Source organism: Microbulbifer jejuensis, from assembly GCF_047289955.1.
Classification (GTDB): Bacteria; Pseudomonadota; Gammaproteobacteria; order Pseudomonadales; family Cellvibrionaceae; genus Microbulbifer.
This window is the reverse complement of the sequence record NZ_JBLBUB010000046.1, coordinates 1-14,809: the sequence shown is the minus strand read 5'-3', so window position 1 is coordinate 14,809 and position 14,809 is coordinate 1. Positions and strand designations below refer to the sequence as shown.

Here is a 14,809-nt window from a genome sequence, read left to right as displayed (position 1 = left end):
ACTGAAAGCCTCCGAGCGCTGGACGCACCCGATCCAGAACTGGAACTTGACGCTGTCACAGCTGACGATCCACTTCCCGGATCGCCTGGAGAAATATATCAGCCTATGAGGCTACTTGGCTGACACAGAGTTTTGAACACCCTCTACTAAAAATAAATCCCGACAGATGAGTCTGTCGGGAGGCTTTGGATTTATGCTGCCAAGTAAGAATGGGAAGCAGAGTATCGTGTCAATATTTTACTTTGATCCCAATCAAGTATTATTCCTAACGCCGCATCCACCGACACCATTTATTCTATATATGCATCCAAAGGGTCAACGAGATTTTTCTTTTCGCTTTTGAATGGTTCTAATATCATTCTATTTTTTAAATTAAAGACAACAATATAAGTTGTTGTCTCACCTTTTTCGTCGAATTCATAGATGGTTGATCCTGCAGGCAGCTCCCCAATATTATCGGGGTCAAGCTGAAGCTTTACATTTTCCTTTAACTTATACATCGGGAGCTGCAGAAGACACCGTTCCTTCACCTTAGCTCCAGCATAGAAAGCTACTCCAGCCAATAACAATCCGACCAAAATGTTCATAATATATTTCGCCATGAAAAATTCCGTCACCATTTGTACGTATTGACTTCAATCGCCTTGCCGTAACTATCAGCTGCAGCTTGTAAATCTAATGGGAGCCTTACTCCATTACCTTGTTTCGATAAAGTATAAGACTTATTTTCAAGCCAGCTCAAACCTCGACCCCGATCAAATCTATTCTGATTTAAAGCATTAGACAAAGATGGCCTTCCGGCCCTAAGACCATCTAGAGCCACTGTCGCACAATTACAATTTGCCGCATGATAATCTGTAGCCAATCTGAATTGCTGCATGGAACCCCTGACTTTACTTGGCTGTATTCCTTCAGTAATAGAGCTGAAATGAGCATTAATCCTTCCGGCCTCATCATTAGAAATTGCAAATACATACCCAGTCGTCGTTCGGCCAGTCGCATTTTCTCCTTTTATATAATCATCAAAATTTGACCAAATTCTAAGCATTCCTTCGCCTTCACTATTTCCTATTCCCCAAGTTTTTCCATAGCGGCCGAAGTCATAAACAAAATCATAAGCACCGTCATCGTTCTCACCTTGAACTCGCAAAGCAACATGTCCATAAGCATTCTTACCATATGGCCCTCCAAGCAATAACTCTGCCCTAGCAGAATCATTTACTTCATTACTCTGGCCAGAAGAGTTGTTCCGACGTACCTCCGCCGTTATTTTCCCTACAACCCCAATACAATCAACGAGTTAAAGAACGTTCGCGCTAGGCTGCCCATAGATTACCAAGTTACAGGCCCCAAGGCACTTTTTTGCTTAACATCGGTGTCGCGGCAGCAGCTTCCACCTGGCTCACTGCCTTTCGGGTGCACCAGTAGATACAGTTTTTTTGAACATAAAAAAGCCCCTGAGTGCGATCTACTCAGGGGCGGTGTTTACAGCGGTTGCTGGGTATCAGTGGGGCTTCGGTTAACCCTTTTCCTGTTTTACAAGTTCTGTGACAGGCGATGTAAGAAGCGCACCCTCAGTGGTGTAGCGCTTTCAGCGCGTGTTCGGGGTCGGCTTCAAGGATACGCAGGAGCGCTTTGGCCGGTCCGGTCGGGTGACGGCGGCCCTGCTCCCAGTTTTCCAGGGTACGTTTGCTCACACCGATCAATAGCGCAAACTGGTTTTGCGAGAGCCCGGTCTGTTCGCGGATGCGCTTGACCTCGGGCTCCGGGTATTCGAACACCCGCGCCGGCTGCTTCTTGCCGGCTGTAATCTCGTCCATTTCCTGGACGCTGGCCAGGAGTTCGTCGAACATGGTTTTATTCATCTGACCACCTCTCTACAATTTGCCGCAGGGTTTTCAGTTGCTCCATGCTGAGATTGTCCTGCCGCCCCTTCGGGTAGGCATACAACATGCGGATCTGGCTAGCATCAACGACCCAGTAGTAGATCACGCGCACACCACCACTCTTGCCACGACCTTCCAGTTTCCAGCGCACCTTTCTCAGACCTCCAGAACCCTGGATCAGATCGCCGCAGTCGGGGCGCCGGATCAAGGCTTCCTGCAAAGCCTTATAATCGTCGTCGGGCATCAGTGACTGGATAACCCGAGTAAAAATGCTGGTTTCAATGAAGACCATCGATATATTCCATTATACGCCAATGGCGTACAGCATGGTAGTCAAGTTTTTGCCCCTTGTACACGCCCTATTCCTCTTCTGACTGCTCGCTTTCCAGGGCTTCCAGCAGTGCGACCCGTTCATCTTCCCGCACCTGCCACTTTGCCGGGTGTGTGGCTTTATGTACTTCCCGCAGTTTTTCGATGCTGACCTGGGTATAAATCTGTGTGGTCGATATTTTGGCGTGGCCGAGCATGGTCTGGATGTAACGGATGTCGGCACCGTTATCGAGCATGTGGGTGGCCATGGCGTGGCGGAACAGGTGGCAGGCGCCATTCTTGTTAAGGCCCGCCTGGCGCAGATATTTGCGCACCAGTGCGGTGAGATAATTGATCGGCCAGGGGTCGCCCTGGTCGGTAAGGAACAGGTGGCCATTGTCTTTGCCACTGATCAGTTCCGGGCGCACTTCACGGCGGTAGCGTTCGGCCCAGTGCAAGGCTCTGTCGCCCACCGGCAGCAGTCGGTCCTTTCTGCCTTTGCCTTCGCGCACCAGTAGGGTTTTGCGGCTGGGGTTGAGGTCATAGAGGCTCAGATTCGCCATTTCCATACGGCGGATGCCGGTACCATAAAAGAGTTCGAGCATGGCTCTGTCGCGGAGGCCGCCGGGCGCTTCGATATTGGGCGTCGTCAGGACGCGTTCCACTTCCTCCACACTGAGCACGACACGCGGCAGACCTTGGGGCACCTTGGGCAGTTCCAGTTCGCTGGCGGGATTGTGAAGACAGTGCCGTTCTCTGACCAACCATTTGAACCAGGCTTTGAGCGGTGTCAGTAAAGCGTGCTGGCTGCTGTAACCCAGCGGCTCGCCGTTGGGTTTGCGGTAGTAATACAGGTGTTTCTGGTACCCGGTATTCTCTTGTCACCAGCTGGCCGCTGTTGTCATCCTTGCCGGTGCTGGCGATGGTGACTTCACCTTCGCTCTGTAACAGCTTGAGGGCATAGCTGGCATTGCTCGCGCCCTCTTCTTCGGCAATGGCCAGTATTTTGTGTTTTAAGTTGGTTTCGCCCATGTAGAACAGGCTTTGCCCGGTCATGGCCGAGTACTGCACCCGTTCGTCTTCCGGTATCAGCGCGAGGATGGATTCCATCAGCGCGCTTTTGCCGGCGGCTGAAGACGATTGGATCATCACCGCCAGGGGCCGTTCCAGCTTGCGGCTGACGCAGGCCAGGTAGCCGGTGAGTTTGTTGGTTTCCTCTCCCACCACGCCAACCCGATTAAAATCATTGAGGATGCGCTGCAACAGGTCTTTGTCCTGCAACAATGCCAGTGCTTCGGTGCGCTCCCCCTCGCTCAGCGTTTCGGCTGGGGTTGTGTCCGGTTCCCTTTGCCGGTGTTGCTGTTCCTCCAGTGCCAACAGCACTTTGCCCAGATCCTTCTTGATCACTGTATCTTTGACACACAACTCGGCGCTGGCCTGGTTGATAAACACCTGCCGCTGCTTGCTGCTGGTGAGATCCAGCCTGTCCATATGGAAGTGGTCGTCACGTTTTACCAGCAATTGGATTTTGAGTTCACCGGCCGGATTTTTATCGAGGCCGCGCACCCGGTAAACCCGGTCGCCCAAGGTAATAAACAACTCTTCATCGGTGCCGGTAATTTCGGTTTCAGAACGCGGCAGACTGGGCACCCGTTGCAACTGTTCGCGCAACTGTTTGCCGGCCTTGCGGTTTTTATCCGGCAAACGCAGGCCGAGGGTTCTGTTGGCATAGCCCAGTTTGAACTGGCGGATCAGGACCGGGTCATTGAGGCCGCGTTTCTTGAGATAGTCTTGCGCTTCGGGAGATTCCAGCAGAGCCTGGTGATAAAAATCGATCACCTGGTCCAACACCGCCTGGTCGTCGGTGTCCAACAATACCGGACTCTCTAATTTACGCACGGTGGTGCGCTTGACCGGAGCACCGTTGTCGGCGGCTAAGACAGAGACATCGCCCCGCAACAACTCCACCGCATGGCGGAAGCTCACCCCCTGGGTTTTTATCACCCAGTCGATCACGCTGCCAGCTGCACCGCAGCCAAAGCAATGAAACAGATTCAATTTGGGACTGATGATCAGGCTGGGGGTATTGTCGTCATGGAAGGGACAGTGAATGGCGTAATCCTTGCCCTGCTTTTGGGGCTGGTAGCCCTGACTTTCTATCAGCCGCAACAGGGATACCTCCTCCTTGATCCGCTCCAGCTCATCCGTTGCTAAACGTGCCATATATACCCCCCTTTTCAGTAAAATCTTGTCAAGACCATACTTATGGATTATTATTGTACATAGTTATGTATATCCATGCAACACACTTATAGCCCAGGGTTAGGATAATGGTCACATTAATCAGAACACTCTTGATGATGAGCCTACCCTCCCGATTGATTGCCCTACGCAAAGACATGGGACTGACCCAACAGCAAATGGCCGATACCGTTGGCGTTCATGTCAATAGCCTTAAGAAGTACGAGGCTGGACAAGCCCAGCCCTCATTGGATGCCTTGAAGAAGATGGCCCTAGCCCTTCATGTCAGTACCGACTTCTTGCTATTTGATGAACATGAGCGTGTGCTCAGTGAAGACTTGGCATTACAACTCGAAGCCGTAAGTCAGATGCCCGCTGATGAGCAGATGGTGGTACGCGAAGTACTGGAAAGCCTGATTATTAAATACCAGTCCCGGCGCTGGGACTCGGGGAGACAAGCCGCTAAAGGCTGAGGAGCTTAGTAAGGCGCTGACTGATTGGGCGGCAACCCAACCAGCCAGCTAACCACAACCCACTGGATTGGAGTGAGTCATGGCTACCGGCAATGGTAAAACAGGCGTACGCTTGCACAACAGTAAAAGTTGCCAGGAGCGCTACATTAAGGTCCATGAGACCTACTATGAATACCGCCTCAAGGAGCAACCACCACATACTGGCGGCCGCTCAGTGCCGTGGATTCAGATGAAAGGCCACTGGCTGCGCCAAGCGGGGTTTGAGATCAATACGCCGATCAAAGTCAGAGTGATGGAGGGGTGTTTGGTGCTGACTGTTGAATAGCCCTGCTAAAAATAAATCCCGACAGACCCGTCTGCTGGGAGGCCTTGGACTTCTGGCACCAAGTAGGAATGGGAAGCAGAATATTGTGTCAATATTTACTTCGGCCTCAATCTTGCTGGATTATTTTCTTGAGCAATTCTCCATCTCCAATGGCTACAAATCCAGATTCTGGATCATCGAACTCCCCGGCACTTTTTAATAACAGGCCATTTTTATTAGAGATACGATACAGAAGCGCTTTATCAAATCCGGCATCAACAGTCCAGCCTGAATCAATGACTTCATTCACATTGGTGAATTCCGGAAGGATAGCTAAATAAGCGCAATGCTCTTCGGATATAGCCTTCACAACAGATTCAACAGACAACTCCGACAACTCCTTTGCACCAAAATATTTGAGTTTGCCATCGTGCTCAATCATTTCTTCATATGATGCTCCTGAATGTGATATTCCAGCTCCCCTTGCTTTCATCGAGCCCCAGAGTTTCCTGTGTCGTGTAATTCTATTATCAGGCTGAAATGCAGAATGTCCCATTAGCAGCCAAAGTTTAAATCCAACTAAGCCACGTAAAATTAACCCAAAAATGTAGCGCAGAACTATAATTCTTGATTCTTCGAGAGAGCTAGAGGAAGCCATCCAGCTACCCCCTCCGAACTTACGATCAACAGGTAAATGATCCAAAGCAATGTTAAGCACAGCGTTGTCTTTGGTGACATCCATCGTAATCATAGATGTTACATTAGTAGTCAAAATGATTACCTGCTTCATCGTTAAAATGTGATCCGCGATTTTGAGGGTCACCCCTACCATAAGTATGCCCACCGGCGTCATCCCGAATTCTTACTGTTCGGACTCCACCACCTTTTGCAGGTACTTCAAACTCATAAACTTTCCCTGGTTGTAGGTTTCCTCGTTTATCTGTGTTTGGCAAAACACGGCTGGGTTGTTGACTAACAGGAACGCCTGACTGTCGTTTTGCTTCTCTAAAAGCACCGTTACGACCAGCGCCGGAAGGACTTAGATTTGGGGGTTTTACTCCACTTGTCGCGACTCCTCTCCTTAGAGTCACTGCACCAAAAATACCCATCGCATGATTTCCAAACATGCGGGCATCACCTTCAGCCGCGGCATCTAAAGCTGCCGAACCTTCCGCAGCAACTCCTTCATATAGGTTTTCTGGTAGCGTTCCAAAGCTCCATTGAAGCATTAAATTAAAATAGATTTCTTGTGAATGCGTGACGGTATACAGGGCATCCGACGCGACCCTTTGAATAGCTCCGAGTGCAGCATCAGCACCAATTTTTAGGCTGGATCCTAAACCTTCATTACTCTGGCCACTTCTATCTCCCCCCACACCCTGCATATTGCCACGGCTGGCCTGACTCATCAGATCCGAAGCGATACCATTTGCTTGTGCGCTGGAGATCGAAAACAAAGAATTCCCCAGAGAGACGTTAGAGCCATTTTCCAGAGTTGCGGTACGCTTAATTCGGCTGCCTGTAGCCTGAAATTCCTCCTCGACAGCCTGCTCTTCAATTTCATCCTCTTCATCTACCTCCTCGTGAACTACATAGCCTGAGGGATCCGTCCCCGCCAGCGGATTATTCATGATATAGCTGTAGGGATTCAAGGACTGCGAGTTCCCCGGTGCCTGGATCACCGGGTCAATGGAGAGGAACCGGCCCAGGTTGTAATCATACGCCCGCCCGTTCATATGGATCAGCTGCACATCGTCCAGGTGCTCGTGGTCGGTAAAGCCGCGGGTGGTGTAGGTACTATCCAAAACGGCTTCATCCTTGTCAAGGATATTGCCGAGGCGCGGTTTGCCAAAGGGATCGAAGCTGTGGCTTTCCTTCAGATCGCCCTGGTGGTCTCCGATGGCGGCAGCAGAGCCGAGCCGGTCCCGGTGGGTAAAGCCGATGGTGTGTATTGTGTCACCGGAAGTTTCCGTGGTGGTAACTACGGCGATATCGCCGATAAAGTACCGGTATTTCGTTTCTGTACCGGTGGTGATCTTCTCGAACAGCTTGTCGATATACAGGGTGGTCTTACCACTGGCCTGGTTCACTTGCTTGTAACGCATCTGGTCGGCGCCGTAGTAGAAGTACAGGTTGGCGCCGTTGCGATTGATGCGGGTGGGTTTGTTAAAGGCGTTGTACCACACCTGCTGTATAGCGTTTTCATGGGTGCGATTGCCGTTGCCGTCGTAGCCATAGGTCCTGGCGGCACCCGTGATAAGGGTGACGCTCTTGACGGCACTGGGGCCCCCAGTACCACCACCGGTGTAGTGATAGCTGCTGGCAAAGTCATCTTTCTTGAGCAAGTTGCCGATAGCATCATAGTCGTAGTCAATGCCGGGGCCGTCGGTACGGGTACTGTAGTCCAGACGGTTGAGGGCATCGTAGGTGTGGCTCTCCACATTCAGGGCGGGACTTTCCGAGGGCAGCTGCATTACCTGTCCAGACAGGTTGCCGAAACTGTCGTAGCTGTAGGCTATACCCTGGTGGTTTTGTACCAGGCTGTCGAAGGTGGTGCCGGCCATCTGGCCGGTTTCTCTATGAAAGTCTCGGCTGATGGTGTAGTTGCTGGCGCCAACACTGGCAACTTCCCATTCGCCCCAGGCGTCCACCTGGGTGATTTCCCGGTAGGTGTAGCCGCTGGCGGCATTGCGGGTGCGGTACTGATAGCCGGCGGGATTGTAACCGTATTGCAGCGTAAGGCCACCGGGATAGCTGAGCCCTTTAAGGCGGCCATAATTACTGTCGTAGTGACTCTGCGTAACAAAGTCTTCGCCATCAATGGCGGTGGTGACCTTGTGAGGGCGGCTCAGGGCATCGTAGCTGTAGCTGCGCGCATAGCTGGCATCACTGCGGTTCTCCTGTGCGGGCAGCCCCTTGCCGTTGGCGGCAACGTCGTATATCCAACTGGCCTCCTCGGTACCATTCACACTGCGGCTGTCCATGCGGCCGAGGCGGTCGTAGGTAAAGCTCGTGATATCCAGGTTGCCGTCGATCTCGGCTTCCACTGCCCCAAAGCCGGTATAGGTAAACGACTTGGAGCCCATATTGGGGTCATCCACCCAATCTTTCTGGCCGAGGGCATTGTACCTGGCGGTGATGCGGTTGCCGGCAGCATCCTGCAGTACGATGGGATTGCCGGCACCGTCGTAGGCATAGCGGGTAGTGCCGCCTAAGGCATCGACGGTTTCGGTAAGCTGTTGCAGGCCGTTGTAGGTGCGGCTCATCAAACGGCCATTCACCTGGATACTGGTGGTAAAGCCACTGCCCTGTTCGTGGGTGTAGGTCACCTCCAATTGCTGGCCGTTGGTCTGGTTCACCGTTTTGCGCAGGGCGCGGCCGAAGGTGTCGTAATCCAGGTAGCGGGTGCCGTAACTGGTGCCGCTGCTGGCGTAGTGCGGTACCGATTCGAAAGTAGTCTGGCCCAGGGCGTTATAGGTTACAGTTCGCGCGATCCAGTCGCTGCCATCGAAGGCCTGCGCTTCGGTGCGGATCACACGGCCCAGCCTGTCATGATAGATGATCTGCATGGGTGTGCCGGCCTGCTGCTGAATGGCTTTAAACACGGCACCGGGCGCTCGGCTACAACCTGATCTGCACCATTGCAGGGCGGTATGGACATCGGGAGCTGCCTTGAGTTCAGAAGCCTCTGGGGCGGTAACAGTAATAGCGCGGCCAAAAGCATCGTAGCTGTAACGGGTGGTGAGGTCGTTGGTGTCGGTGATCGAGTCCGGTTTGCCGAACCTGGCGTTGGTTTCGGTTGTAACCGAGTGGCCGAGGGCGTTTCTCACCGTTTTGGGGAAGTAGCCATCGCTACTGAAGGCGATGATCTCCACCACCCGGGTCTGCGTTTCTCCTTGGGCCGCGGTGGTGATTTTTTTCGGCAGGCCGTAACTGTTGTAGGCGGTATCCACTTGGGTCCATTTGCCACTGGTGGGGGTGGTTTTCACCCGTGTGGGCTGGCGGACATTATCGTCCCATTGCAGGAAATCCACTACCACAGACTGTTGTGCATCGGTATTAGCGGCAATGGCGACACCGCTGCGGTTTTGGACGGATTCTTTCTTGACCGCTTGTCGCAGGGGTTTGTTGATCCACCAGTTGCTCTCGTCCGCAGCAACATATTGGGTATCCGTGGTAGAGAGAACAATATGCGTGCTGTTGGCCTCTTCATAGCGGCTTTCCCCGCGCAAGATATTGCCCCATTGGTCGAAGCTGCTGGTCTGGCTCTGGGTGTACAAATGGGTACGACTGTTTCCTAATCGATTGAGGGTGCGGCGCACCACACGCTGCTTTTCGGGGCCGACAAAATAAGGATCATTTGCAGAGATATTCCACTGGTCTGTTAAGGCATCGACAATTATCGGTGACATGTGATGTCCCTTGGACCAGAACTGCCACTGGAAATTGGTTTCTTCAAAGGCCGCAACGCCGCTGGTATCCGAGGCTTGGTCCCCCAGTGCCCATTTGCGCTGTTTGTACAGCTTGCCAGCTAGTGGAAATATCTGGTGAAAGTCAGACCGGATCTCAATATCCGCAGCGTGATCCTCTTCGATAATGGTGTGAAAGCCCTGGAAGCCGCGGCCTTTATTGTTGAATACAGCTCCTTTGTAGCGATACTGTTTTTTATTCAGACCCCCAACCCCATTAGACTGGCGGTGCTCGGCCACCACGTACATGCTGGAGGTGAATTCGAAGTGATCATCCTGCACCGAGCTTGGCAGACGATCCAGATAGCCACCACGCTCGTAGAAGGGTTTTGCGTTGCTGTGGTATCGATCATCGCGGGAAGACAGTGGGCGATAGTGCCATTCGTCACGCGCACCGAAGCCGTTTTCCACTGAAACCAGCATATCCAGCGGCTCATAGCGCTCGGAGCCTGTAGCAGCACCACGATTGCGATTGATATATAACCCTGGCGATTTACCCGTCATCACTCCCGAAACATTTCGGATTTCACAATCAGATCGAGTGCTCCTGCATCCATAGGCAAAAACAAAGTCATTGAGGCCATTTCCATAGCCATCAAGCACCATTGCTTCAACAGCAGAGCCAACCAGCGGCGTATCCACCAATTGTACAGAAAACTGACCATCTGCACTCTCTATAAACTTCATTGCCTTATATTGAAAGACACTGTCATCCAAGGATTCAGTAAGTAACGATGTCCAGGAGTAGGCACCCCCAGGCTGCTGGTCAACGGGGTCATACAATTCACTGCCACAGCGCCGCTCTTCAATACCTTCCTCACGAATTGTATGGCAGGCTTCTGCTAGATAGGCGCCCGGCATGAGTAACTCCGCTTTGCCATCGGCATCATAATCAAACTGCCTAAAGCTATGGGAATAGCGGGGGTACTGCAGCGCTATCACATCCCCTTCAGGCTCACCAAAGGGTATTTCGCGGGTTTCAATACCCGAGCCACCAACAAACTGCCAGTCTGTAAAACTTCCATCCCCTTTATTGAGCGCAAGCGCTAAAACAGAGAATCGCAAACTGAGCCAGTCCGGCAGTCCATCGCCATTAACATCCATAAAATAGTGGAAATGACTTTTCGGAAATGAAGCCCCAGAAGCGCCTGACGGCATGATCCTCTGCTCAAAGGAAACTCCTCCGTTAACGTCGCGTTTGGCCAGATACATTCTACTGGGGGTAGGCTGATCAACAGCCACCCTTTCCTCGACATCAACAAACAAATTTAAATCGACAAAATCATCCAGACCATTCCCGTCAATATCACCAACAAACTGCACATCGCTGATTCTGAAGTCCCCTATAGGAAACCCATCATTCTCAGTTCTAAAGTCATAAATTTTTACTGCAGGCACAGAAAAAGGGCGGCCGATATTTCCGGAGTGTAAGTACAACTGTAAATAGCCTTCCGTAGGGCTGCTTCTTTCCACTACAACGTCTGGCCAATTATCTCCGTTGAAATCTCCAAAACTACGAATAACCTCAGCCTCAGCCATATCAAATGGTATATCGGTATTTTGCCACACCCTGTCTTCATTTTGGTTAGCATAACTGATTTGTAGTTTGCTGGAGTTTATCCGCCACATATCTGTTTTGCCATCCTGATTGAAGTCGGAAATCAGGCAGTACATCCTGTGTGACAGTGGGTTATGGCTGCAATAATCTCCGGCATAAGCCTTGGAGTTTTTATAAACACCCTCGGCATCATGTCGCCATAACGGCCAGTCCGCGACACCATCTCCATCCACATCACCTTTGGAGTTAATATATCGGATCGTATTCAAATCCTGCATCTGCTCAGAAAAAGTACCGTCATCATTAAGGTAGCCGACTTTTTCAAGTACAAAATCCGGCGATTTTTCCTTCCAGCTTAAACTAGTGGCGGGAAAGCACTGCCCAGTTGAATCACACTGTTCTATCCCATCAAGAAGACTTCTGCCTGAAGCACTGCTCAGCCTGTATGAGAAGTGATAGCTATTTATCACAGTATTGGAAATCCGCGTATCTATACGGCTTAGTCGATGCGTTGAACGGGAAAGCCCTCCCGCCAAATACGCTGAAGAGGTATCTGGCCGGGCTTTATACTCAAAATGAACGCTCCTATCTCCCTGTGTATTTCCAGACCCAGAATAATATATATCAGTTAAAAGGTGCTCCCCCTCTGAAAATTCGGAATATTCATAGTGTATTGCATTTGAGACAAGTGTGCGATCCTCGGTCCTGGCAATAGCCCAGACCATTGTCTGACTCACGCCATGATGAGAGTGACGTGAGTCTGTGGTAGCGCCATAATATTCAACTAGACCGCTTTTATGCTCTACTTTGAACGTTGTCGCCGAGCCGTTGATCCCTCCATACTGGGTGATTCTTGCGAAGTTCTCCGATTCAAGCCGGTATATTGTACCGGACTGCCCATAGGCACCCGAGACAGACACCAGTCTACCTCCATCCAAACACAGCTTATCGGTATTTTGATTGTATTCAACAGCTCCCTTGATGCCATCAATTGCCAAGGTCCGGGAGCATCTGTGGATTCTTGAACCTGCGTGAATACGCCAGCCAATTCCCAAAAGACCATTACCGGCTCGACTACTATAACTTACGCTGACACGGGGCTCTATGCCGTTACGCCCAGGAGGAATGTTGATTGGAATCGTATATGAGGCCGCTCCGCCCGAAACTGACCCCATGCCCTCGAGCATCCCCACACTTGGGAGATGATTTTCCAAATCAATTGTAGGAGCAGGGGAATCCGGAGGAACAAGATCCGCCAGAAGAGTTTCAACCCAGTCGGGATCCAATGGATTGGAAATACCTATCACAGTAACAGAATTAGAGGTGGCCCACTCCCCCACTTCTCCTGAAAATACCGCGCGAACTCTGTATCTGTAAATACCCTTGGTTGTTACTGAGATATCCCTGGTCAGTTCTGCGCCGCTAAATATTCTTGACCAATTATCAGCTTCAAACGACTCTTCTAAATCATAGCCTGTAGCCCCTTCAACACCAGTCCAATTAACTGCAAAATCAACACCGGCAACCTCTGAAGGCACAGAAATCTGACTGACCTTCCTGACCAATACTGTTTCACCTGAAAGCCGGTACCCGCTTTGAAAACCGTTCTCGATACTTGCAACGCGATAACTATAACGCCCTGTAACCAATTCAGATAATTCATTGGATGTGGCTGGCCCTTCATAAACTGGCTCCCAAATACCCTTATTGCGTTGCTGCTCAAGTTTGTAAGCATCCGCACCAGCAATGTGGCTCCAGGAAGCACTTAGTCTGCCACTAGACTTATTTCCTGTGGCGATCTGTAAACTGGCCGGTACAACAGCCACAGTCACATTATCCGAATACCTCCAACCACCTGCGGCACCATTAAGTCTTGCGCGAGCACGATATCTGTAGATTCCCGAAGCACTCAGGCTGAGACTTTTCGTAGTCCCGGTTTGGATAGCCACAGCAGACCAGCTACTACCATCAAGCTGTTGTTGAAGCTCGTAATCCGTGACACCAGACAGGTTTGACCAGCTTACCGAAATTTTCCCATCAGCATCTTGAGAGGGTACAGTGATCGATGCGGGAGTTCGTACAACTAGTGTATTGCCTGACACTCGGTAATCGCTCTTTACTCCCCCCACAATACTGGCGACTCTGTAGGCGTATATGCCACTCGAAAGACCGGATACTGCATGGGAAAGGTCCGACCCCGTATCCACTGAGCTCCAAGCCCCTCCATTTTTTTGCTGCTCCAACAGGTAGCTGTCAGCACCGGTCACACCACTCCAACTGACCGAAAAGGCGCCATCCAGGTCAACTCCCGATGGAATGGAAATTGAGCCGGGCCGGACACTCACATAAAACTCGCTGGAATACCGCCAGGCACTGTACTCCCCGGCAAGCTTTGTTCTCACCGCATATTTATATTTCCCGGATTTTTTTCCCGATAGATTTACTGTTGTGCCACTGCCTGTGTAAACTGTTGTGTAGCTGTTGCCATTCAACCTTTCACGCAGCTCATAGGCCTCAATACCAATGACAGAGCTCCAGCTAATACTGTAACTACCATTGGCATCACTTTCGGGAACAGTTATAGAAGCAGGCTGGTTGACTACGATAACAGCTTTTATCGGAGCCCACCCACTACAAGATACCGCACTGGAGGTGGCGCTATCATTACATGCTCGAATACGATAGTCATAAACCCCACTGTTATGGCCACTTACACTCTTTGACCGGCTGGTTGAGTTACTTATCCTGGTCCATCCACCATTGTTTTTCCGCTCCTGGAGCTCATATCTATCCACATTACCAGATGCACTCCCCCAAGAAACCGTATATACGCCGCTGGAACTTGAAGTCGGCGCTGTGATTCCGCCAGGTACACCTGGAGTAAGTAGAACCTCTGTAGTGGTTGAACCAAGGTGGGCCCTTCCCGACGCGGCATTGGCCGAACTGATCAGGAAGAAAAGGGGGTTCCGGGAAAACTGTTCTACGATTGATGTGAGATTAGGGCCGGGTCCACCGCCACCAATTGTGCTCATTGCCGATACTGAATAGGTCCAGACGCCATCTGAACGTCCGGAAACTGTAACCGAAGTTTGCAAGGGGGCGATAAGAAGCAGCGAATGATCACCTTGCTGCAACACACCATCCTTATATTCTTTAACTATTGGATCTTCTTGACCAAATGAGAGCGCCCAACTGATCCTAAAGCTCCCATCCCTATCGATAGAGGGAGAGTTTACGGCAGCAGCTTCAAGGGAAATAAGACACAGAAAAATCAGGACAGCGGACAGCAACTTCATTATTTTAATCCAGTAATAAACGGTACAGACATTTAAACAGCTTCAGTATCAACACCTGAAAAAGCTCTCACAAAGCCACACCGGTGTGCCATCAAGGCAAAGCAAAAACCAGAGAAATCCGATTACCCCTAGATTCAACTTGTAAGTGCATATCTCAATGGAGCTAGAAAAAGCGGTCAGTTGCCCGTAGGCTTCTCGCTTTTTCTCCGGCAAGAGTTATGCAATGAGACACTACAAGCAACTGACCTATGAGCAAAGATGCCAGATTGAGGC

General features: G+C 50.9%; 9 protein-coding genes and 2 pseudogenes. 2 read left to right on the top strand and 9 right to left on the bottom strand.

What is annotated here, in order from left to right; all coding sequences use genetic code 11:
• Positions 1 to 290 precede the first annotated feature (290 nt).
• The 6 genes and pseudogenes from ACL7TT_RS19730 to ACL7TT_RS19705 all read right to left on the bottom strand — a co-directional run.
• Complete coding sequence (locus ACL7TT_RS19730; RefSeq protein ID WP_413397912.1) at positions 291 to 602, bottom strand: hypothetical protein; 312 nt, start codon at positions 600 to 602, stop codon at positions 291 to 293.
• 11 nt (positions 603 to 613) lie between these two features.
• The gene (locus ACL7TT_RS19725; RefSeq protein WP_413397911.1) at positions 614 to 1,195 is read right to left on the bottom strand and encodes a hypothetical protein; all 582 of its coding nucleotides are present in this window, start codon (positions 1,193 to 1,195) and stop codon (positions 614 to 616) included.
• 379 nt (positions 1,196 to 1,574) lie between these two features.
• A complete protein-coding gene (gene nadS / locus ACL7TT_RS19720; protein ID WP_413397910.1) occupies positions 1,575 to 1,865 on the bottom strand; it encodes a NadS family protein in 291 nt (96 codons plus the stop codon).
• A complete protein-coding gene (locus ACL7TT_RS19715) occupies positions 1,858 to 2,178 on the bottom strand; it encodes a type II toxin-antitoxin system RelE/ParE family toxin (RefSeq protein WP_413397909.1) in 321 nt (106 codons plus the stop codon). Before ACL7TT_RS19715 ends, nadS begins: the two co-directional genes overlap by 8 nt.
• Before the next feature lie 67 nt (positions 2,179 to 2,245).
• Complete coding sequence (locus tag ACL7TT_RS19710; protein ID WP_413397914.1) at positions 2,246 to 3,016, bottom strand: tyrosine-type recombinase/integrase; 771 nt, start codon at positions 3,014 to 3,016, stop codon at positions 2,246 to 2,248.
• Between the two features lie 1,141 nt (positions 3,017 to 4,157).
• Positions 4,158 to 4,418 (bottom strand): annotated as a pseudogene (locus tag ACL7TT_RS19705) (CHC2 zinc finger domain-containing protein); the annotation flags it as partial.
• A 107-nt stretch (positions 4,419 to 4,525) separates the two neighbouring features.
• Between ACL7TT_RS19705 and ACL7TT_RS19700 the strand changes: the two are divergent.
• Together ACL7TT_RS19700 and ACL7TT_RS19695 are read left to right on the top strand one after the other, a co-directional pair.
• Entirely contained in the window at positions 4,526 to 4,909 is a 384-nt protein-coding gene (locus ACL7TT_RS19700) for a helix-turn-helix domain-containing protein (RefSeq protein ID WP_413397908.1), read from the top strand.
• 79 nt (positions 4,910 to 4,988) lie between these two features.
• On the top strand, positions 4,989 to 5,234 hold the full coding sequence (locus ACL7TT_RS19695; protein WP_413397907.1) for a SymE family type I addiction module toxin: 246 nt from the start codon (positions 4,989 to 4,991) through the stop codon (positions 5,232 to 5,234).
• Positions 5,235 to 5,340: 106 nt separating this feature from the next.
• Here ACL7TT_RS19695 and ACL7TT_RS19690 read toward each other — a convergent pair whose 3' ends face one another.
• The 3 genes and pseudogenes from ACL7TT_RS19690 to ACL7TT_RS19680 form a co-directional block, all read right to left on the bottom strand.
• A complete protein-coding gene (locus ACL7TT_RS19690) occupies positions 5,341 to 5,985 on the bottom strand; it encodes a hypothetical protein (protein WP_413397906.1) in 645 nt (214 codons plus the stop codon).
• Positions 5,975 to 11,509, bottom strand: coding sequence for an RHS repeat-associated core domain-containing protein (locus ACL7TT_RS19685; protein ID WP_413397913.1), 5,535 nt, complete (start codon positions 11,507 to 11,509; stop codon positions 5,975 to 5,977). The genes ACL7TT_RS19690 and ACL7TT_RS19685 overlap by 11 nt, the downstream gene beginning before the upstream one ends.
• 396 nt (positions 11,510 to 11,905) lie before the next feature.
• A pseudogene (locus ACL7TT_RS19680) lies at positions 11,906 to 12,415 on the bottom strand (SpvB/TcaC N-terminal domain-containing protein); the annotation flags it as partial.
• Positions 12,416 to 14,809 lie beyond the last annotated feature (2,394 nt).

Excerpts from the sequence above, each read along its gene's own strand:
- nadS (WP_413397910.1), bottom strand. The coding sequence starts at position 1,865 with ATGAATAAAACCATGTTCGACGAACTCCTGGCCAGCGTCCAGGAAATG.
- ACL7TT_RS19695 (WP_413397907.1), top strand. The coding sequence starts at position 4,989 with ATGGCTACCGGCAATGGTAAAACAGGCGTACGCTTGCACAACAGTAAA.
- ACL7TT_RS19715 (WP_413397909.1), bottom strand. The coding sequence starts at position 2,178 with ATGGTCTTCATTGAAACCAGCATTTTTACTCGGGTTATCCAGTCACTG.
- ACL7TT_RS19730 (WP_413397912.1), bottom strand. The coding sequence starts at position 602 with ATGGCGAAATATATTATGAACATTTTGGTCGGATTGTTATTGGCTGGA.
- ACL7TT_RS19700 (WP_413397908.1), top strand. The coding sequence starts at position 4,526 with ATGGTCACATTAATCAGAACACTCTTGATGATGAGCCTACCCTCCCGA.